The sequence below is a fragment of the Streptomyces abyssomicinicus genome (genome assembly GCF_008974245.1).
In the GTDB taxonomy this organism is placed as follows: Bacteria; Actinomycetota; Actinomycetes; order Streptomycetales; family Streptomycetaceae; genus Streptomyces; species Streptomyces abyssomicinicus.
This window is the reverse complement of the sequence record NZ_BBZI01000006.1, coordinates 1-18,155: the sequence shown is the minus strand read 5'-3', so window position 1 is coordinate 18,155 and position 18,155 is coordinate 1. Positions and strand designations below refer to the sequence as shown.

18 protein-coding genes are annotated in these 18,155 nt (G+C 73.0%); 7 read left to right on the top strand and 11 right to left on the bottom strand.

Annotated elements, in window-relative coordinates:
• Positions 1–19: 19 nt before the first annotated feature.
• Positions 20–595 carry a hypothetical protein gene (locus tag GBN72_RS08090; protein ID WP_439959756.1) on the bottom strand — a complete coding sequence of 192 codons (576 nt, stop codon included), beginning with the start codon at positions 593–595 and terminating at the stop codon, positions 20–22.
• Positions 596–1,273: 678 nt separating this feature from the next.
• Here GBN72_RS08090 and GBN72_RS08085 point away from each other — a divergent pair.
• From GBN72_RS08085 to GBN72_RS08065, 5 genes are all read left to right on the top strand, one after another.
• The gene (locus tag GBN72_RS08085; protein WP_151771041.1) at positions 1,274–2,392 is read left to right on the top strand and encodes a bifunctional DNA primase/polymerase; all 1,119 of its coding nucleotides are present in this window, start codon (positions 1,274–1,276) and stop codon (positions 2,390–2,392) included.
• 80 nt (positions 2,393–2,472) lie between these two features.
• Positions 2,473–3,924 carry a DNA primase family protein gene (locus GBN72_RS08080; RefSeq protein ID WP_164540586.1) on the top strand — a complete coding sequence of 484 codons (1,452 nt, stop codon included), beginning with the start codon at positions 2,473–2,475 and terminating at the stop codon, positions 3,922–3,924.
• Positions 3,921–4,322 carry a DUF6009 family protein gene (locus GBN72_RS08075; RefSeq protein ID WP_151771040.1) on the top strand — a complete coding sequence of 134 codons (402 nt, stop codon included), beginning with the start codon at positions 3,921–3,923 and terminating at the stop codon, positions 4,320–4,322. Before GBN72_RS08080 ends, GBN72_RS08075 begins: the two co-directional genes overlap by 4 nt.
• 76 nt (positions 4,323–4,398) lie before the next feature.
• Complete coding sequence (locus GBN72_RS08070) at positions 4,399–4,842, top strand: hypothetical protein (protein ID WP_246212362.1); 444 nt, start codon at positions 4,399–4,401, stop codon at positions 4,840–4,842.
• A gap of 13 nt (positions 4,843–4,855) precedes the next feature.
• The gene (locus GBN72_RS08065) at positions 4,856–5,509 is read left to right on the top strand and encodes a hypothetical protein (protein WP_151771039.1); all 654 of its coding nucleotides are present in this window, start codon (positions 4,856–4,858) and stop codon (positions 5,507–5,509) included.
• Here GBN72_RS08065 and GBN72_RS08060 read toward each other — a convergent pair.
• Entirely contained in the window at positions 5,496–5,885 is a 390-nt protein-coding gene (locus GBN72_RS08060; protein WP_151771038.1) for a thiol-disulfide oxidoreductase DCC family protein, read from the bottom strand. The genes GBN72_RS08065 and GBN72_RS08060 overlap by 14 nt on opposite strands.
• Positions 5,886–6,296: 411 nt before the next feature.
• Between GBN72_RS08060 and GBN72_RS08055 the strand changes: the two genes are divergently transcribed.
• A complete protein-coding gene (locus GBN72_RS08055) occupies positions 6,297–7,460 on the top strand; it encodes a ParA family protein (protein WP_151771037.1) in 1,164 nt (387 codons plus the stop codon).
• On the top strand, positions 7,457–8,686 hold the full coding sequence (locus tag GBN72_RS08050; protein WP_151771036.1) for a ParB/RepB/Spo0J family partition protein: 1,230 nt from the start codon (positions 7,457–7,459) through the stop codon (positions 8,684–8,686). Before GBN72_RS08055 ends, GBN72_RS08050 begins: the two co-directional genes overlap by 4 nt.
• Before the next feature lie 235 nt (positions 8,687–8,921).
• On the opposite strand, the gene GBN72_RS08045 is transcribed toward GBN72_RS08050, so the two are convergent.
• The 9 genes from GBN72_RS08045 to GBN72_RS08005 all read right to left on the bottom strand — a co-directional run.
• Positions 8,922–9,785 (bottom strand): tyrosine-type recombinase/integrase, encoded by an 864-nt coding sequence (locus GBN72_RS08045; protein ID WP_151771035.1) that lies wholly within the window; start codon positions 9,783–9,785, stop codon positions 8,922–8,924.
• Between the two features lie 79 nt (positions 9,786–9,864).
• Positions 9,865–10,839, bottom strand: coding sequence for a helix-turn-helix transcriptional regulator (locus GBN72_RS08040; RefSeq protein WP_151771034.1), 975 nt, complete (start codon positions 10,837–10,839; stop codon positions 9,865–9,867).
• Between the two features lie 63 nt (positions 10,840–10,902).
• Positions 10,903–12,714, bottom strand: a complete 1,812-nt coding sequence (locus GBN72_RS08035) for an acyl-CoA dehydrogenase family protein (RefSeq protein WP_151771033.1) — start codon at positions 12,712–12,714, stop codon at positions 10,903–10,905.
• Positions 12,715–12,826: 112 nt separating this feature from the next.
• Entirely contained in the window at positions 12,827–13,630 is an 804-nt protein-coding gene (locus GBN72_RS08030; protein ID WP_151771032.1) for a 4'-phosphopantetheinyl transferase family protein, read from the bottom strand.
• Positions 13,627–15,351, bottom strand: coding sequence for a beta-ketoacyl synthase N-terminal-like domain-containing protein (locus tag GBN72_RS08025; RefSeq protein WP_151771031.1), 1,725 nt, complete (start codon positions 15,349–15,351; stop codon positions 13,627–13,629). The genes GBN72_RS08030 and GBN72_RS08025 overlap by 4 nt, the downstream gene beginning before the upstream one ends.
• Positions 15,352–15,362: 11 nt before the next feature.
• A complete protein-coding gene (locus GBN72_RS08020) occupies positions 15,363–16,058 on the bottom strand; it encodes a phosphopantetheine-binding protein (RefSeq protein WP_151771030.1) in 696 nt (231 codons plus the stop codon).
• 65 nt (positions 16,059–16,123) lie between these two features.
• Positions 16,124–16,963, bottom strand: coding sequence for an AfsR/SARP family transcriptional regulator (locus tag GBN72_RS08015; protein ID WP_151771029.1), 840 nt, complete (start codon positions 16,961–16,963; stop codon positions 16,124–16,126).
• A 280-nt stretch (positions 16,964–17,243) separates the two neighbouring features.
• The gene (locus GBN72_RS08010) at positions 17,244–17,831 is read right to left on the bottom strand and encodes a ScbR family autoregulator-binding transcription factor (RefSeq protein ID WP_164540492.1); all 588 of its coding nucleotides are present in this window, start codon (positions 17,829–17,831) and stop codon (positions 17,244–17,246) included.
• Positions 17,832–17,886: 55 nt separating this feature from the next.
• Positions 17,887–18,155: carboxyl transferase domain-containing protein (locus GBN72_RS08005; protein WP_281371492.1), on the bottom strand; the 269-nt coding region annotated here is incomplete at its 5' end.

Below are 18,155 nucleotides of genomic sequence, written 5' to 3'. Positions count from 1 at the left end.
GAGGCCCGGGCGGGGCTCCTCACGGGGTGATCTCCTCCCGGGCCCGCTGGAGCTGCTCCACGGTGACGCTGCCGGTCTCCGGGAGCCCCGCGGCCGTCCATGCCGCCTGGGCGCGCGGGATGGAGCCCTCCGTGTCGTCGAGGAGGATCTTCTTGGCCAGGTTGACCGTGAGGGCGCCCTCGCCCAGATCCATGAGGTGGGCGAGCATGCGGATGCTCCGGGCCGCGCCGGCGGCCTCGTTGTAGCGGTACACGAGCACCCAGCGGCCCTCGAGGGAACGGGCCCGTTCGATCAGGCGGCGTCCGCGGTCGGTCTCCTGCTGTTCGGTGCGGATGTGCTCGGCATCGCCTGCCGGGGAGCGCAGGGTGAGCAGGCCCCGGCGGCTGGTCTCCTCGATCTCCACCTTTTCCAGGAAGGCGACGAAGCGCTTGGCGCTCTCCAGGCGGGCGATGTCCTGGGCGGCCTGCTGGGCGAGCATGTGGAGGTCCACGGTCAGGGAGTGCACACGGCGGCCCCAGTCGGCCTCCTGGCCCTCCGGGCACGGTCCGGCGGCCTGTGCGGCGGCGATCACGAGGCTGTAGTCCACGGCACCCATCATGACTGGCCTGACCGACAGCCCGGACCGGGGGCCCGAGGGGGTGCCGGACAGCGACCGAAGCGACGCTCCTTCGGGGAAAACCCCAGCACAGCGGGGGCGGGCGGGCCCCGTCCCGTTCGGTCGCTGTGTTCAGTCGCTGCCGCGGCCGTTCGGTCGCTGCTTTTATCAGCCCGCAGAGGGCGAAGAGGGCCTCCTGAGGCCCTCGGAGGCGCACAGCGACTGAAGAACAGCGACTGAAGGGCTTTCGGTCGCTGCTTCAGTCGCTCATACAAAGCGCAGGTCAGGGGGCGTTTCACTGAAGGGCAGCGACCGAAGCGACCAAACTTCGGGGTATATAAGCCCTTAGTGCGTGCGCGTGTGTGCGTGATAGATAGAGAGGTTGAGTCGCTTCAGTCGCTGTTTTCTCTGCGGCAAGCCTGTGACCTGCGGTTTTGTCGAGCGACTGAAGCAGCGACCGAAGTGCTTCGGTCGCTGTTCGCTCTTCCTTCAGTCGCTGCCGTTCGCGACGCCCGGGAACCGGAGCGCGACGATGCCCGTCATCAGCTCCACAGATGTCTCCGAGGGCCCTTCGACACGTCTCCGACGCTGTTTCCACAGGGGTACGCGGAGCCACCGCCACTCTTCGCTAGGCTGTGTCCGTCGTTGAGTCGCTTCGGTCGCTGATGGGGGACGCAGATGCCTGCTGAGCTGCGTTTTTCTCGCAGCGACTCAACCGGGTCGCCCTCTGGGCCCCCGGTCGCCGAGTCTGCCGTCCGCACCGCCCTCCGGTGCGCCGAGCAGGGCTGGCCCGTCCACCCGCTGTCCGCCGGCCGCAAGACGCCCGCCGCCAACTGCGCGAGCTGCCGCACCCGCCCGCACACCCCGGCGGAGTGTCCTTGCCTCCCCCAGGGACGCTGGTGCCACGGATTCCACGCCGCAACCCTCGACCCCGCCCGCATCTACGACTGGTGGGGTGCCCGGCCGGACTTCGGCGTCGGAGTCGCCTGCGGTCCCGCCCGGCTGGTCGTCGTCGACGTCGACGCCCATGCCGCCGAACCCCCGACCCGTGACCGGCTGCTGCCGGGCATCCCGATCGGGGAGCAGGTCGACCTCACCGGCCTGTCCAGCGGCTTCCACACGCTCGCCGTCCTCGCCGCGCTGCGTTCCCGGCCCTCGCCCGCCGAGGACGTCACCACGCTGCGCGTCCGCACGCCCTCGGGCGGCATGCACATCTGGTACCGGGTCCCGGACGGCCGCCGCTGGCAGAGTTCCGCGGGCTCCAGCGCCGGCCGTGCCCTCGCCTGGCAGGTCGACGTCCGTGGCCACGGCGGCTACATCGTCGCCCCCGGGACCGTCACCCGTGACGGCGCCTACACGCCCGTCGGGGACACCCGCGTCCCCGCCCCGCTCCCCGCCTGGCTCGCGCAGGAACTCGAGCGCACCGGGCACCTCGCCACGCCCCGGCAGCCCTCAGGGCCGCGCTCGGTGCCGCCCAGGGCCCAGCAGGCGGTCCTGGCGGCCGGAGGCGGCGCCAAGCGCATCGGAAGCACTCTGGAGGCCGTCCTGGCCCCTGTGCGGGCCTGCGGGCAGGCATCCGAGGGCGCCGGGTTCTCCGACGCCCTCAACCGGGCCGCCTACACCCTCGGAGGCCTCGTCTCCGCCGGGCGTCTGCCCCGGGACGACGCGGAGAAGGCGCTCCGCGACACCGCGGCGGCCGTCCGCCCGGGACAGGAACGCCGTGCCCAGCAGATCATCCGCAGCGGGCTGGCCGCAGGCCTGCGGCATCCCCTCTACAGCCGAGGGCGCCGCCCGTGACCGTCAACCTGCCCCCCAGCCCCGGCAACGGGACACTCTTCGACGCCGAGGCCGTCGCCGCGCAGATCCGCAGCGCCCAGATGCCCCTCCCGCTGCCCGCACAGGGAGGCCCCGCGGCCTCTCCCGCCGCCGGGGAGGCCACGGCCGCCGGGCTGCTCCCGGACACCCTCAGCGACCGCGGCAACGCCAAACTCTTCGTCAAGCTCTACTCCAACGACTACCGGCACGTCCCGGGCATCGGCTGGTACCGCTGGGACGGCACCCGCTGGCAGATCGACGAGGACGACACCGTCCTGTGGGCCGCCGGAGACCTCGCCGAGAACATCGCCGACCAGGACCCCCGGGGCCTCTTCACGGCCGCCGCCCTCAAGCAGCACCGCCGCCGCGCCCTGTCCACCACCGGCATCAACGCCATGCTCACCCAGGCCCGGTCCGCCCCCGGCATGGTCCTCAACGCCGCGCTCCTCGACGCCGATCCCTACGCCCTGTGCACCCCCGCCGGCATCGTCGACCTGCGCACCGGCCTGGTGAAGGCCCCCGACCCGAACAAGGACTTCCACTCCCGGTCCACCACCGTCGGCCCCAGCCACACCCGCACCCCGCGCTGGGACCGCTTCCTCACCGACACCTTCGGCGACGACGCCGAAGGCCGGGAGATGATCGACTTCCTGCACCTGCTGCTCGGGTACTCGATCACCGGCGACGTCGGCGGCCAGATCCTGCCGTTCCTCTTCGGCGAGGGGAAGAACGGCAAGTCCGTCCTCCTGGACGTGCTGATGAAGCTCCTCGGCGACTACGCCGACGCCGCCCCGCCCGGCTTCCTGATGGCCCGCCCCTACGAGGGCCACCCCACCGACCTGGCCGAACTCCACGGACGTCGCGTCATCGTCTGCTCAGAGGTCAAGCACGGCGACAAGTTCGACGAGGCGCGCGTCAAGCTCCTCACCGGCGGCGACCGCATCAAGGCCCGCCGTATGCGGCAGGACTTCTTCAGCTTCCAGCCCACCCACAAGCTCTGGCTCCTCGGCAACCACCGCCCCGAGGTCGGCACCGGCGGCTTCGCCTTCTGGCGACGGATGCGGCTGATCCCCTTCGAGCGGACCGTCTCCGACGACCGCAAGATCGACAACCTTGCCGACATCCTCGTCACCGAGGAAGGCCCCGGCATCCTCGGCTGGCTCATCGACGGCGCCCGCCGGTACGTCAACGGTGCCCGGGACCTGACCGGCCCCGAACGCGTCCGCATCGCCACCAGCGCCTACGCCGAGACCGAGGACCACACCGGCCGGTTCTACGACGAACGCTGCGTCCTCGGCGCCGAACTGAGGGCCGAACAGTCCGGCCTCTACGCGGCCTACCGGGCGTGGTGCCGCAACGAGGGCGCGCCCGCCATGACGTCCCGCGCCTTCGCGGCCCGCACCCGTGAACTCGTCGGGCTCAGCTCACCGAGGCAGATGATGACCTCCAACCAGCGCAAGTACTACCCGGGCATCGGACTGCTCGCCGACCAGGAAGGTGAGGGAACGGCATGAGCTCCCTGATCAGCGAGGAGGAGATCGCCCACGAGACCGAGCTGGTCTGGCTCGAGGACCCGCAGGCCCTCGACTACGTCCGGCAGAGTCTCGACCGCCTCCCCACCCGCAAGGGCAAGCCCGCCTACCACCGCGACGGGCGCATGGTCGGCTACGCCATCCTCGGGCCCGGCGCCAAGCCCTCCCGCTCCTCCGGCACCTTCCGCCGCCGGGTCTTCTGGCTCCTCCCCCACGACCGGGACACCGACCCCACCGGGCTGTACACCAAGGGCGCCCCGGCCGAGGCCGTCGACCCGCGGACCGTGGCCGCGGGTGTCAAGGGCTACAAGACGGAGCGTTCCGAAGGCGGCCCTCCGTCGACCGCGATGCGGGAGCTGGGCATAACGCTGCCGTTGTGACCGGGCATTGGGCCGAACCGGTGATGTGCGGGGAGGACGGGAGGACCCGCGGCCAACGGAGTGACACAGTGGCCTCATGAAAAGGCTCGCACCGACGGCGGTGACGGCCACGGCCGCAGCGGCTCTTCTCGCCGCATGCCTCGTCACGCCCGCCCACGCAGGGCCGGCCTGGGACAAGACGGTCAAGTGCCGGCAGAAGGACTGGGACGGCAGGATGATCGCCACCCGTGCCGGCAACACCGAGCTGGGGTGGAAGCACTTCTCCGGCCCGCACAACATCAAGAAGTGCAGGATCGTCAACGCCGCCATCGACGGCAAGCCCGACCGGAAGAGCGGCGCCCGCCTCGAGTACTGGGCCTACGCCTGGAGCGGCAACCGGCGGGTGCAGGTCGTCGTCATCGCCCAGCACGCCCGCAAGACCGCCGACGCGCGCTACGACGCCGGTCCCGGGCAGACGATCGGCGTCATCACCGCCTACTGCAAGGGCATGAACAGGTGCCCGAGCTGGCTCAACCAGTGACAGGGTGACGCCCGTGACCCTCACGTACGACGACATCGCGGAGCAGCAGGCGGACATCGTCGGTCCGCTGCTTCCCTACTTCCGCGCCCCGCTGCCCGACGGGCAGTTCATCCGGGGTGTCCTGCCGTCGCCGCCTCCCTCCGAGGCGGTCCGTGTCGTCGTGGGCCCTCCAGGGGGCGGTGAGCCGGAGGAGATGACGGTCTGGGAGATTCCCCTGCGCACGGCCGGCGATGCCGGGGATCTGGCGGGCGCGGACGACGTGCTCGGCATGGTGCGGGCCCTGCACACCGGGACCCAGATCTTCTCCAGCAGCCGCACGGACACGGTGATGGGCATGCGGCTCGTCCGGGTGGATCCCGCCGCGGTGGAGCCGGCCGACCCGGACGAGGGGGACCTCGCGCTCGTCGTGCTGCGCACCCTCGTCCATCCGTGGACCGAGGAGAGGCCCGTTCCCCGCCTGCGGGGCTTCCTGCTCCGTGGCCCCGACCGGATGCGCCTGTACTGCGACCGCGAGGAGGACACCGCCGTGGTGGCCGCCGACGTTCGTCTCTCCGGAGCCCTCACGGCCGTGCTCGCCGCGCTTCCCTCCCTGACCGAGGAGGAAGGGACCGCACCGGGGGACGCCGACCCGCACTGCTCCCGGCTGGTCGACCTCACCGGCTGGTAGCGCCCCGGGTCCTCGGCGCACACGCCGTCGTGCTGCCCGGCAGCCGCGAGCGGTTGTCCGCCACCCACCGGTACACGACATGAGCGGCCCACCGCACGGGGGGCAGGGTGAGCAGCGCCCCCAGAACCGGCCAGCCGCCGCGCGCGCTCAGGAGCAGTTTGGCGACGGCCTGGGACCCGCCGTACACGGCCCCGGTCGGGGTCACCCACAACGCTTCGTGCTCGGCGCGATCCTGGGTGACGCCGAGCGCTTCCAGAGGCGCGAACTGCCACGGCGTCGCCGTGCAGCGGGGGCGGAGCAGCCGCTCGGCGAACCCGACCGAGACGCTGCAGAACCCGCAGTCTCCGTCATAGACCAGCACAGGCCGGCTCCGCATGGGTGCCTCGTTCCTCGTCGGCTGCCGTGAAGCTGACGTCTCGACGCTACCGTGAACGAACCGCGCAGGAGCTACTGGATCAGGCATTTCGGATGTCGGCTCGCGAACGGCAGGCGGGCCTCGCTGGAAGGCCCGTGATTATCACGGCGTGATAGTTCGGTGCCGGCGCCGGTGCCGGTGCCGGTGCCGGGTGCCGGGTGCGGGATCGGTGGCCCGTGGGCGCCGGGGCGGCGGATTATCACGGCGTGATAGTTGCCGGGCGAAGGGCGAGTTGGAGCCGACGCTCGGGGCCGGTCCGGAGCGCACCCGCACAACCCGCGAGCGGCGACGCGGCCAGCTCGGGGAGCGAAACCTGAGCAATCAGCGGCAAGCCTGCACCAATTTCCCCACCGGCGTCAGTATGCTGACGTCATGTCCTCTCCCTACCCTGATGGAGACCGGGAAAAGGTAGCGTCCAAGCTGCCCTCGGCTCTCCAGCAGCAGCTCAAGATCCGATGCGCCGAACTCGGCCTGGACATCCAGGACGCGGTCACCGCAGCCGTCACCGACTGGCGTGCGAGCAGCCGGCCGGCACCCGACATCGACACCGCGGGGGCGAAGTCGTTCTCGACGTGGCTCCCGACGGGGCTGTACGACCGGTTCAAGGAGACCTGCGCGGAGCGGGGCGTCTCCTACACGCAGGGGCTGGCGCAGTCGGTCCGCGGGTGGCTCGACGCCCACCCCTCTCCCCGCTCCGACGTCCGTGGTGACGAGCCCGCCCGCATCGTTGTCTGCAACCAGAAGGGCGGCGTCGGCAAGACGGCCGTCTCCGCCGGTATCGCCCAGGCATACGCCGAGGCCGGCAAGCGTGTTCTCCTCGTCGACTACGACCCGCAGGGCCACCTCAGCGAGCAGCTCGGGGTCCCGCAGATCGAGCCGGACCACGACAGCCTCGTCGCCCATATGCGGGGCGAGTCCGACGGTGACCTGCGTGAGCTGGTCACGGTGATAGAGGAGGACCGCTTCGAGAAGCGGCTGCACCTGCTCCCGTCGTGCTTCGACGGGTTCCTCCTCGACTCCAGCCTGGGCATACTGTCCGCCCAGAAGCGCGGCTTCCAGAAGGAGTCGGCGCTGGAGATGGCGCTGCGGCCGGTCGAGTCGGAGTACGACGTCATCATCCTGGACTGCCCGCCCAGCCTCGGCATCGCCATGGACGCCGGCCTCTACTACGGGCGACGCCGCCGTGGCGAGGCCGCGGGACGTTCCGGCGTGCTGATCCCGGTGCTCGCGGAGGACTCGTCGGCCACGGCCTACACGATGCTGTCGCAGCAGATCGAGGACCTCTGCGAGGACCTCCGGATGGAGATCGACTACCTCGGACTCGTCGTCAACCTCTACGACTCCCGCCGGGGTTATGTGGCCACCAGCTCGCTGGAGCAGTGGAAGAGCATCGGCGACCCGCCGGTCCTCGCCGTCATCAGTGATCTGAAGGAGCAGCGGGAGGCGGTCCGCATGCGCAGGCCGCTGCTCGCGTACGCACCGCACAGTGACCAGGCCGAGGCCATGCGGCAGATCGCGAAGGGAGCAGGCCGATGAGCAAGGCGGACACGTTGGGGGCCGCCCCCGCGTTCGGGGCGGCCCGTGGGGCGCGCAGTTCCCGCCGGACGGCGATCGAGCGCGTGACCGGTGGGGAGTCCTCCGAGCTGGCCTCGCTGACGGAGCTTCCTCTCCCTCTCATCAGCGAGAACCCGGACAACCCGCGCAACCACCTGCGCAACCTCGACGACACGGTGGAGACGGTGCGCGAGCTCGGCGTGATCCTGCCGATCGTCGTCGCCACGGTCGATGCCTATCTCCGGGACCGGCCGGAGCGGGCCGGGGACCTGGAGGAGGGCGCCCAGTACATCGTGATCGACGGTCACCGCCGGCTGGAGGCCGCCCGCCGGGTCGGGCTCGCGACCATTCCCGTGCGCGTGGACAACGCCCGCGTCAGCAGCGACGAGGCGCTGCTCGAGGCCGCGTTCGTCGCCAACTACCACCGCGACGACATGACCGATCTGGAGGAGGCCCAGGCACTCCAGACACTGGTCGACCACTACGGCTCGCAGACGAAGGCGGCCAAGCGGCTCGGCATTCCGCAGGGGACCATCTCCAGCAAGCTGTCGCTGCTGAAGCTGAGCCCGGAACTGCAGCGCGACCTGGTCGAGGGGGTGCGGAAGGTCGAGCACGTCCGCAACCTGGGCAAGCTCTCGCCGGAGGAGCAGAGGGCCAAGGCGGACGAGCGTGCCACGGCCGCGCGGCGGGAGCCGGACGCCGAGGCGACGGCGGGGGAGCGGAGCACGGATTATCACGCCGTGATAGTTCGCGACCCTGAGACCGCCCAGACGCCCACGCAGACGCTCACGCCGGCACCTGCCCGGGCATCGGTGCCGTCTGCTCCGGAGGCACCGTCTGCTCCGGAGGCACCGACTGTTCCGGCGGTTCCGGCCGCCGCGCCGGTCGGTGAAGCGGTGACCGCTGCCGCGGCAGCGGGCCGGCCGAACGGTGGGGGAGAGGTGGGTGACGAACCCGCCGCCGCTCCCGCGGAGAGCTCCGACGTGGTTCCCGTGCCCCGGGCCGCGCAGACGGTCCCCGATGCCGAGCCGGCGCAGCAGCCCAAGAGGCTGCCGTACGACCAGCCGCTCTACATCGGCATGCATCTCGAGCGGAAGATGTCGCCCGGTGACCTGAAGGCCATGGTGACCTACCTCCTGAAGCAGTTCCGGCAGAACGACCCGGAGCTTCTGGCGGAGGTCCTGCGAGCCGCCGACGCGGGGGAGTGACCTTCCCCGCGCCAGTCGAAGAGCCCCGCCCCGGAGCCGCATCCCGGGACGGGGCTCTCGCACGTGAACGCCCTGCACCGCAACCCGGGACGGAGAACCGCCGCGGGCCCGGATTATCACGCCGTGATAATCCGGGGAGGGTTCCGCCGTGGCCACCGGCTCCCCGCCAGGGACGGGCGTGGCGACCGGCGGAACTATCACGGCGTGATAATCCCGCCCGGGAGCCAGCCCGCGTTCAGTCCCGCCGGAGCAGTGCCCCCGGGCGCACCGGGCGGCCGAGGAGCTGCAGCACCAGGGTGCGGTGGGCGGCGTGGAGGGTGCGGACGGCGGCGCGGTTGATGCCCGGTTTGAGAGCTTCGGCGCCGTCGCGGGGGCGGCCGGGCTTGGTGGGGATCCAGAGGTGGCCCGGGTCGCTGCCCTCGAGGCGGGCGGTGATGTGGCCGCGGACGTCCAGCCAGCGGCGCAGGACCTCGACGGCACGGGTGTCGAGGGGATGGGACCCGGTGTCGAGGTGGACGACCCGCTGGTCGAGGTCGATGTCGTCGGTGCGCAGCCTGTGCAGTTCGGGGACCGTGCGCCCGGTGCCCGCGACGAGGGCGGCGACCGCGGCGGTGCGGATGCTGGTCGCGGCGTTCGCGCCTGTGGGGCGTTTGACGGCGAGCGTGTGCAGGAGGCGGTCGGCCTCGTCGGGAGTGAGGTGTTCGCCGGCGCCCTGCGGGGGCATCTCGATGCGTTCCGGTGCGCCGAGGTGGGAGGCGAGGGAGTTGTAGCTCTGCACGCGGGCCCGCTGGGACTCCTCCGCCGCCCGGGCGTCCGGCCCGCGCAGCGTGTTGCGCCGGCGGGTGGCTCCCTCGGCGGCCGCCTCCAGCCATGCCGTGGCACGGTCGGGCTCCAGGAGTTCGCCGGCGGTCAGCGCGGCCGTCTTCTCCTTGCCGAGGACGTGCTCCAGGAACTCGGCCAGCAGGATGGCGCGCAGTCGGCAGGTCGCGGGTGCGTACCCCTCGCGTCGCAGGCTCTCGAGGAAGTCGTCGATCGCCGCGCGGGCGTCCTGGCGCTTCCAGTCGTCCTGGCCGGCGGCTGCTTCGGACACGGTCGGCATGGGCACCAGGGTACGGATCCCGGGGGGCGCGCCGCGCCGGCGACGGGCGGGCTGCTCGCCGGGTCGGATCACCTGCATGTCAGATCCAGCCCCTTCTGGCCGCGTTGACGCCGGCCTGGAAACGGCTGGACGCGCCGAGGCGGTCCATCAGCTCCGCCATCCTCCGGCGCACGGTGCGCAGTGAGACGCCCAGCTTCCTGGCCGCCGCCTCGTCGGTGTCGCCCTGACTGATCATCCTCAGCAGCGTGGTCTCCTCAGGGGTGCATCCCTTGTCGTCGACCTGGGGCGCCTCACCGAACGGTGTGCCCACGGACCAGACCTGCTCGAACAGGGCGCACGCCACCGCGACCATCGCCGCGTTGCGCACCTCCAGGGCGCCCGCCCTCGGGTCGCCGGGGTCGAGCGGCAGGACGACCACCTTGCGGTCGATCACGATCATCTGCAGCGGGACGGTGGGGACGGTCCTCATGAAGCCGCCGAGACCGGTCATCCACTGGGCGTAGGCGAGCGTGTCGGCGTCGTTGCGGAAGCTGTCGCGGCAGATCGCCCGGATCACCACGCCCCGCTCCAGCGCCTGCTGGTTGAGGGGCTGCGCGGCGGCCCGCGCGTCGGGGCGGTGCGCTCCCCCGGGATTGAGGGAGAGGACCTCCGAGCGGGTCATCCGCTGGAGCTCCTCCAGCCTGATGCGCACCGCGTCGATCCCCTCCAGCCGCAGAGCGCCGTCAATCCCGCGGTGGCGTTCGTGCTCGGCCGCGATCGCGGCGATCTCCGCCCGGGTGGCCTCGATGCGGGCCTGCGTCTTCGCCGCCTCCGACTCCGCCGTCGCCAGCAGAGCCGTCAGTCCCACCTCCGGGCTGACCGGGCGCAGCGCGTTCGCGCCCGTCGACGACGCTCGCAGCAGGGCCAGGTCGCCCAGCTCGTCCAGGGCTTGCCTCACGTCGGCGGTGCCGAGCGACGCCTCCTCGGCGAGGGCGGCGACGCCATGGCCGGGATGGGCGAGCATGGCGCGGTAGACCCTCTCAGCCCTTGCGGACAGACCCAGTATCTCCAGCATTGCTCCTCCACACGGTCGGTGCGCGTGACGTACGGCGGTCGGTGCGTGCGTGTGCAGCACTTCTCACTCCGTGCTCGGCACCAGCCCGTCGATGTCGTAGGAACGCCCGGTGCGCCGGCGGGCCGTCAGTTCCGCGAGCACGGCGCCGAGCGGCCCGGCGGGGTCGGCCTGGGCGCCCGCGGCCGGGCGGCCGATCCGCGCCAGCAGACGGGACAGGGCCAGCACGGCCCAGGACGGATCGGCCATGAACGGGTCGCGGCCGTCCTGGCTCTCCCAGGTGCCGAGGACCGCCGCGGCGGCGGTTATCACGGCGTAGCGGTCGCCCAGGACCCGCAGCGAGTGCTCGGCGGCCGGTCCGGGCATGACCGTCGTGCGCGGGAGGCGTTCACGCAGCAGCCGCAGTTCCGTCAGGAACGCCTGCGCCAGTTCGGCGAGCAGCGCCACCGTCCCGCCGAGCCGGCGCGCCCCGTCGAGGCGTTGGGCGGAGGCTTCCAGCGCCGCCCCCAGGATGTCGTCCCCGCCCCCGGCGCCGAGCTGCCGGAGGTCCGCGGGGGGAAGGCCGGCCCCCGAGGCGAACAGCCGCCCGTCGGGTTCGGGCGCGGCGGGCCTGGCCGTCGATCCCCGTAGCCAGGGGATGACGACGGCCCGGCAGAGGGCGAGGCCGGCGGGTCCGGCCAGGGCGGCCGGGAGGAGGCGGCTCAGTCGCGTGTACCCGGCCGGTGCGGTACCCGGACGGGGGTGGCCCACCGGACCCAGCACGATGGCCAGCTCCTCCAGGCCGTCGCGCAGCACCTCCGGTACCAGGCATCCGGCCGCCGCGGCCGGCAGGGCGGCCTGGCGGGGCGTCAGGCTCGTCGCCCGCAGGGCGGCTCCGGTCAGCGCGGCGCAGGCCAGCAGGTCGGCGAAGAACCCCGAGAGCACCCTGGCGTGGTGCTCGTCGCGCGGTGGTCCCGCCCGGTGCGCCGTCGCCGCCCGGACCGCCTCGCCGAGCGCCGTGCCGGCCGCCGCGGTGAGTCCGTCGCAGATCAGCAGACGGCCGAACGGGAGGGTGCGCAGCGCGAGGGCGGTGCCTTCGCCCTCCTCGCCCACCAGGGCGTCGAGCGGCACCGGGCAGTCCTTCGCCGGAGGCCCGGCGTGCGGCGTCGTGCGGGAGTGGTCGGCCGACGTCCGGTGCGGCCGGCGCGCCGGGCCGGACAGCGGTTCGGTGTCCAGCAGCAGGGCGGTGTGGCTGTGCGGCACGTCGCCCTGTGCGGTGCGGGCGTACACCAGGCTCGAGCCGGCCCGGGCCGTGCCGACGGCCAGGTCGCTGTTGCCGTGCAGCACGTAGGCGCGCGCGGACCTGCGGGCGTGGATCCCGCCGTAGCGCGCGGTGCCCCGCGGTCCGGTCTCCGGGGGCACGAGTGTCAGGTGGCCGCCGTCCAGCAGTCGCCGCGCGAGCCGGCGGCGCTGGCCGGGGGTTCCCGCCGCCCACACCGCAGTCGCGGCGGACAGCGAGGTGACCCGGTGGACGAGGGCGAGGTCCGCGTGGTGGCGGAACAGGGGGCGCAGCACGGTGGCGAGGATGTCGGGGCGGACCAGCCGCCCGCCTTCCTCGGCGGGGACGAACTGATCAGTGACGTCCTCGCCGAGGAGCGGTTCCCCGTTCGGGGGGCAGGCGCCGTCCGTGTCCGTCGGCAGACGGTCCGGGTGTGCGGGACGCTCCTGGGCTCGTGGCGTCCAGGGCTGCGGCCGGGTGCGGGACGGGTTGCCGGGTGGGGTGCGGGACGGTGCGCCGGGCGGTGTGGCCGGCGGTGTGGCGACCCGGTGGCGGGGTGTGGCCGCCGGGCCGTCCGTCTTGTCGCGCCGCGCGTCGAGGACCGGCGGAAGGTCACCCATGGCCAGCGCTCCCCACGGTTCGTCGGATCGGTATGTCTCACCGTCCGACGAACCGCTGGAAGAGTGTTCGAGAGCCGCTGGAGGATCGCTCGCGCCGGGCTGGGCGGGCCGGTCAGGCCGGCCCGAGGTACTCCGGAACGGCCAGGGTCCGGGGGGCCTTCCTGCTCCAGGGGAAGCCGTGCCGCAGTTCGAGGACGAGTTCCTCGTTCTCCTCCGCCATCACGGCCACGGCGGCGAGCACGCCCGGCACCGGCTCGAGTTCGAGGAACCGCCACCGGTGCCCGTGGTCGTCGTCCGGCGGGCGGAACCCGAGGACGCCCCGGTCCTCGTCGAGTCGGAAGGAGAAGCTGTCGAAGGGCAGGCCCAGGCCCAGTCCGCGCGCCTTGGTGTACGCCTCCTTCAGGGTCCACAGGCGCAGCACCCGCTGGTCCCGGCTCCGTCCGGGTGCGGCGCGGGCGACCCAGTCCTGCTCGCTGCGCGCGAAGGTCTGCACGATGGTGTCGAAGCCCTGGTCGCCCCGGTCGAGCCGTTCGACGTCCACCCCGATCCGGTGGCGGCGCACCACTCCGACGACGTTGTGGCCGCCCGCGTGGGAGAGGTTGAAGTCGAGCTCCTGACCGTCACGGGGCAGTCCTCCCGCGGGTTTCCGCAGGAACGGCCGGCCGCGGGAGGAACGCCAGATGTCGGCCTCCTTCTCCGGGACGCCGCACTCCAGGGCCAGCACCCGGCGCACCAGCACGTGGGAGAGCAGGTACTGGCGGCGGTCGCGGTCGAACAGGAACTGCTCGAGGGTCTGCCGTTCGTGTTCGTCCAGCCAGTGGTCGCCCAGCACCGCGGCGACCTCGGGGCCCAGTTCCTCGTCGGGGCAGAACCACAGCCGTACCGTGCGGGTCGCCGGCTGTGCGGCCACGCTCATCCTGCGGCCTCCTGTCCGTCGCGCAGCCACAGGGGGCGCCGCAGGAACACCGAGGTGGGCGGCGCGGCGCCGGGACGGCGGGCCCGCCCGGCGTCCAGAGCCGGCCAGCGGACCTGGACCCCCGTCAGCCACAGGCCGGTCACCTGCGCCCGGTGTCCTGCCCGCCAGAGCGCGGCGAGATAGGCGTCCGTCTCCGGCAGGCCGCTCAGCCGGTGGGGGTCACCGGTGTCCTTGCGGAGGTCGGCCGCGCCCTCGCCGGTACGCAGGAACGCCTCCAGGGCGGCACGCAGGCCCGGGGCGTCCTGGACGCCCATCGCCAGGCGGCACGGCCCGGTGAGTCTGCGCAGCCGCAGTTCCCCGGCGAGCCCCGGCAGGTCGAGGGTCTGCGGGTCCTGGGTGTCCAGCCAGTCGGCGAGCCGCTGTGCCGACGCCGCCAGGTGGCCGGGGGTCGGCCCGGAGAGCAGGACCGCCTCGTCACCGTCCGCGGGGTGGCCCGGTGCCGGTTCCGGTGGGAGCGGCGGGCACTCCTCGAGGATCAGGGGGCCCGGGCCGCCCCATCCGGAGGTCTGGTCGTCGTGGCGGCGCGCGGGTGCGACGACCGCGCGGCGGGGGGAGTTCCGGGGCCGGAGCCGCCCGTCGTCCTTCGCGGGTGCGCGTTCGCCCCGGTCGAGGTGCAGCACCGCGGCGGTGATCGCGGCGATCGAGGTGGCGGCACCGGCGTCGCCGACCCGCCGCCCCGCCGCGTCACAGCTCTCGTGGAGGGCCGCCGCCTCCCGGTCCGGCGCGGGCGGCCAGGCGCCCGCCGGGGTGGTCCGGACGACGGCGAGCACCGGGTCCCCGTCGGCGAGGGCGTCCCCCAGGGGCCGCAGCACCAGGGCGCCCACTCCCTCGCCGGCGCCGGACCGGGCGCGTGAGGGATGCAGCAGCAGTTCCGCCCCGCCGGCCACGGCGGCCGCGCACTCCCCGGCGGCCACCGCCGCCACCGCCATCTCCACGGCGGTGAGGCCGCAGCCCCACAGGCTGCGCGGCGGACCGTTCAGGCCGAGCAGTCGCACCAGGCGTCCCGCGGGACCCCAGGAGTGGCCCTGGGGCATCTCCCGCCCGCCGCGCGCCCATGCCTCGGCGCCCAGCAGGTGGTAGTCGGCCGACGACAGCCCGACGAAGACCCCGACGTCCCGGCTCCGACCGTCCCGGCCGGTGAGGGTGTCCAGCCGTGATCCGGCGAGCCCGGCCTGTTCGAGGGCCTCCCAGGCGGTCTCCAGCAGGAGTCGCTCCTGCGGGTCCATCAGGCGTGCCTCGTCCTCGGCGAGTCCGAAGAACTCCGGGTCGAACTCCGCCACCGCGTCCAGCAGGAGTGCGCCGCGGGCCTGTTCGGGCAGCGGCGGGCCGGGCCGCAGGGGTGCGGCCGGCACGGCGGGCGCCGGCTCGCGCAGGCTCTCCCAGAAGGCGTCGAGGCCGTCCGCGCCGGGATACCGGCCGGCCATGCCGACGACGGCGACGGCGTCGGGGCCGACGGGGCCGGGCCCGACGGCGTCGGGGCCGGGGCGTTGGCGGAGCCTCGCCCGGACCGGAGGGCCGTGCGGCGCAGGGGCGTCGTCGGGCGGGAGAGGTGTCTCCCGCGTCTCGGCCGTCGCGCCGGTCAGGGAGTTCAGCAGGTGCGCCGCGTCGGCGCGGTCCAGCAGTCCGTCCCGGTAGCGGGTCAGTACGTCGCGTACGTCCATCGCCGTCCGCCTCAGCCGTGCTGCGACAGGAGGGTCACTGCCTCGTCGATGCCGAGCCTTCCGTCGCGCACGAAGTCCAAGACCGAGTCGACGTCCCAGGGCCGGGGCGCCAGGGTGCGGGCGAGACGGGCGGCGAGCGCCGCCACGGTGGGGTGGTCCTGGAGGACGGGACCGCGTTCCGCCGTGCCGTACACCCGGTTCACGGCGGCGAGGAACTCCGCTCCCAGGATGGAGTCGACGCCCAGGAGGCGGAACGGGGCCTGCTCGTCGATGTCGTGCGGGGAGCAGGACAGCAGGGCGGCGAGCTCCTCCTTGAGGACGTGCCGGACGCCCAGCACGTCGGGCGCCGTCCGCGTGTCCGCCACCGGCCGCTCGTCCTCCGGCTCGGCGGACGGCGGGGAGGCCAGGGACGCCAGGGGTGCGGAGGGGAGGGTGGACGAGGCGTGCCGGGCGAGCGCGACGGGGGTGGGGTGGTCCGCCAGGGCCCCTACCCGGACCGCGGTCCCGCACCGGCGGTTGACGTCCGCCACGAACTCGACGGCCAGCATGGAGTCGAGGCCGAGGACCCGGAAGGTCTGCCGCGGGTCGATCTGCTCGGGCTTCAGCTGGAGCACGTCGGCCAGCACCGCCACGACCTCGGCGGTGAGGTTGACGAGCGCGAGCAGGGACCCCTCGGGAGCGTCGGGGCGCGGAGGGACACTGAGCATGGGGGCAACTCCAGGACGGTCGGACGGAAGAGGAGGCGCGGCGCGGGACGGCCCGCCGGACCGCGTCAGATCGCGTGGGCGCGGCGGTCGACGCCGTGCCCGACGGCGACCGCCGTGTGGGGCGCCTGCTCGGGGCCGGTCATCAGCAGGGAACGCTGCAGCTTGCGGATGCCGGGCGACGGCTCCAGACCCAGGTCGCGGACCAGCGTGCGGCGCAGCCGCTGGTAGGTCTCCAGGGCCTCGGAGCGCCGGCCGGAGCGGTGCAGCGCCACCATGAACTGGCCGTGCAGCGCCTCGTGCGTGGGGTACCGGCTGACCAGCGCGGACAGCTCCCCCAGCAGTTCCCGGTGGCGGCCGATCCTGAGTTCGGCCTCGATCCGCTGGTCCAGGGCGCACAGCCGGCTCTCCTCGAGCCTGCGGGCCTCGCGGGAGAGCTGCGGTCCGGTCTGCACGTCGGTCAGCACGTCCCCCTTCCACAGGGCCAGCGCCTCGCGGAGCTGCCGTGCCGCCGCGGTGTAGTCGCCGGCGTCCATGGAGCGGTATCCCAGCCCCGCCAGCCGCTCGAACTCCTGGACGTCGCTGTCGGCGTGCGAGGTCTTCAGCATGTAGCCGCCGGGGGCGGTGACGAGGACGTCCTTCGCCGTGCGGGGAGCCGCTTCGGCGGGGTCCTGGAGCAGGGCGGAGGCGATCAGTTCCCTCAGCTGCAGCACGTAGGTCTGCAGGGTGGCCTTGGCGCTGCGCGGAGGCCGCGCGCCCCACAGTTCCTCGGACAGCGTGGCCACGGACACCACCTGGTCGGCGTTGAAGGCCAGCAGCGCCAGTACCTGTCGGGGCTTGGGGGCGGTCGGCGCTATGGAGACGCCGTTCTCCCGGACGACCAGCCCGCCCAGCACAGAGATGTCCATGGTCTCTTCTCCTCCATGCGCTGCATGTGTAGGTGCTTCCTCCCCCCCGCACGGACGAGCCGGCCAGACGGCTCGCGGGAGCACCTGAGGTTAAAAACAGGACGCACGGTTTGTCAATAAGAAACCGACCGTCCTGTTTTTATCGAGGGTAAACTTACCGGTACGCGCTGGTAGTTGGCGTGCAGCGGGTGCTGGTTCGTTCATGCGTCGACCGTCGAAGCAGCCGACATGCGTCCAGCGGGTCGGTTACTCCGACCCCGCAAAGAGACCACGCGGTCTGTTAAGCGACCGCCTCGTCGGACAGACGGGGCAGGAGCAGCTGCCAGAAGGCCGTGACGGTGTCCGGGGACAGCCAGTCGAGGTCCTGGGAGCTCAGCAGTTCCCACCCCGTCGTGAGTGCCACGACGGCGGAGGCGGCGGCGTCGACCGGGGCGTCCACGGCGAGCCGCCCCTCGGTCAGTGCGCGCCGCAGGGTGTCCTCCACCCAGCGGTGCCACTGCCGCCTCAGATCGACACCGCCCTCGACGTCCCTGCCGTGGGCCAGGCGGAAGCCGGCCCGCACGACGCTGTCCGACTCCAGGAGCGACACGAGCAGGTGGGTGGCGTCGACCAGGACGTGCAGGCTTCCGCCGCCGCGCGCCTCGGCGGCCGCGGTCAGCCCCGCGAGCCGCGCGGACGCCTCCTCCTGCACCGCGACCGCCATGGCGTTCTTGCTGCTGAAGTGGAAGTACAGCGCGCCGTTGCTCACTCCGGCCCGGCCACTGACGGCGGAGAGCGAGGCGGACGCGAACGCCCCCTCGGTGAAGACCTCCGACGCCGCCTGTATCAGCGCGTGCCGGGTCCGGACCGCCCGCTCCTGCTTGGTCATTGCGAGCCTTTCTCCTGTCATCGTCGTCCTGCCGCCGTACCCCGTCGCGGACGCCTCACTGGGGCGGGTTGCCGTGCTTGCGGGACGGCAGGTCCGCGTGCTTGGTGCGGAGCATCGCGAGGGACCTGATGAGGACTTCGCGGGTCTCGGCGGGATCGATGACGTCGTGGACGAGGCCGCGTTCCGCCGCGTAGTAGGGGTGCATCAGTTCCGCCTTGTACTCGTCGACCATCTTCCGGCGCATGGCTTCGGGGTCGTCGGCGTCGGCGATCTGGCGTCGGAAGATGACGTTGGCGGCGCCTTCGGCGCCCATGACGGCGATTT

Excerpts from the sequence above, each read along its gene's own strand:
- GBN72_RS08090 (WP_439959756.1), bottom strand. The coding sequence starts at position 595 with ATGGGTGCCGTGGACTACAGCCTCGTGATCGCCGCCGCACAGGCCGCC.
- GBN72_RS08085 (WP_151771041.1), top strand. The coding sequence starts at position 1,274 with ATGCCTGCTGAGCTGCGTTTTTCTCGCAGCGACTCAACCGGGTCGCCC.
- GBN72_RS08080 (WP_164540586.1), top strand. The coding sequence starts at position 2,473 with ATGCCCCTCCCGCTGCCCGCACAGGGAGGCCCCGCGGCCTCTCCCGCC.
- GBN72_RS08075 (WP_151771040.1), top strand. The coding sequence starts at position 3,921 with ATGAGCTCCCTGATCAGCGAGGAGGAGATCGCCCACGAGACCGAGCTG.
- GBN72_RS08070 (WP_246212362.1), top strand. The coding sequence starts at position 4,399 with ATGAAAAGGCTCGCACCGACGGCGGTGACGGCCACGGCCGCAGCGGCT.
- GBN72_RS08060 (WP_151771038.1), bottom strand. The coding sequence starts at position 5,885 with ATGCGGAGCCGGCCTGTGCTGGTCTATGACGGAGACTGCGGGTTCTGC.
- GBN72_RS08055 (WP_151771037.1), top strand. The coding sequence starts at position 6,297 with ATGTCCTCTCCCTACCCTGATGGAGACCGGGAAAAGGTAGCGTCCAAG.
- GBN72_RS08050 (WP_151771036.1), top strand. The coding sequence starts at position 7,457 with ATGAGCAAGGCGGACACGTTGGGGGCCGCCCCCGCGTTCGGGGCGGCC.
- GBN72_RS08045 (WP_151771035.1), bottom strand. The coding sequence starts at position 9,785 with ATGCCGACCGTGTCCGAAGCAGCCGCCGGCCAGGACGACTGGAAGCGC.
- GBN72_RS08040 (WP_151771034.1), bottom strand. The coding sequence starts at position 10,839 with ATGCTGGAGATACTGGGTCTGTCCGCAAGGGCTGAGAGGGTCTACCGC.
- GBN72_RS08035 (WP_151771033.1), bottom strand. The coding sequence starts at position 12,714 with ATGGGTGACCTTCCGCCGGTCCTCGACGCGCGGCGCGACAAGACGGAC.
- GBN72_RS08030 (WP_151771032.1), bottom strand. The coding sequence starts at position 13,630 with ATGAGCGTGGCCGCACAGCCGGCGACCCGCACGGTACGGCTGTGGTTC.
- GBN72_RS08025 (WP_151771031.1), bottom strand. The coding sequence starts at position 15,351 with ATGGACGTACGCGACGTACTGACCCGCTACCGGGACGGACTGCTGGAC.
- GBN72_RS08020 (WP_151771030.1), bottom strand. The coding sequence starts at position 16,058 with ATGCTCAGTGTCCCTCCGCGCCCCGACGCTCCCGAGGGGTCCCTGCTC.
- GBN72_RS08015 (WP_151771029.1), bottom strand. The coding sequence starts at position 16,963 with ATGGACATCTCTGTGCTGGGCGGGCTGGTCGTCCGGGAGAACGGCGTC.
- GBN72_RS08010 (WP_164540492.1), bottom strand. The coding sequence starts at position 17,831 with ATGACCAAGCAGGAGCGGGCGGTCCGGACCCGGCACGCGCTGATACAG.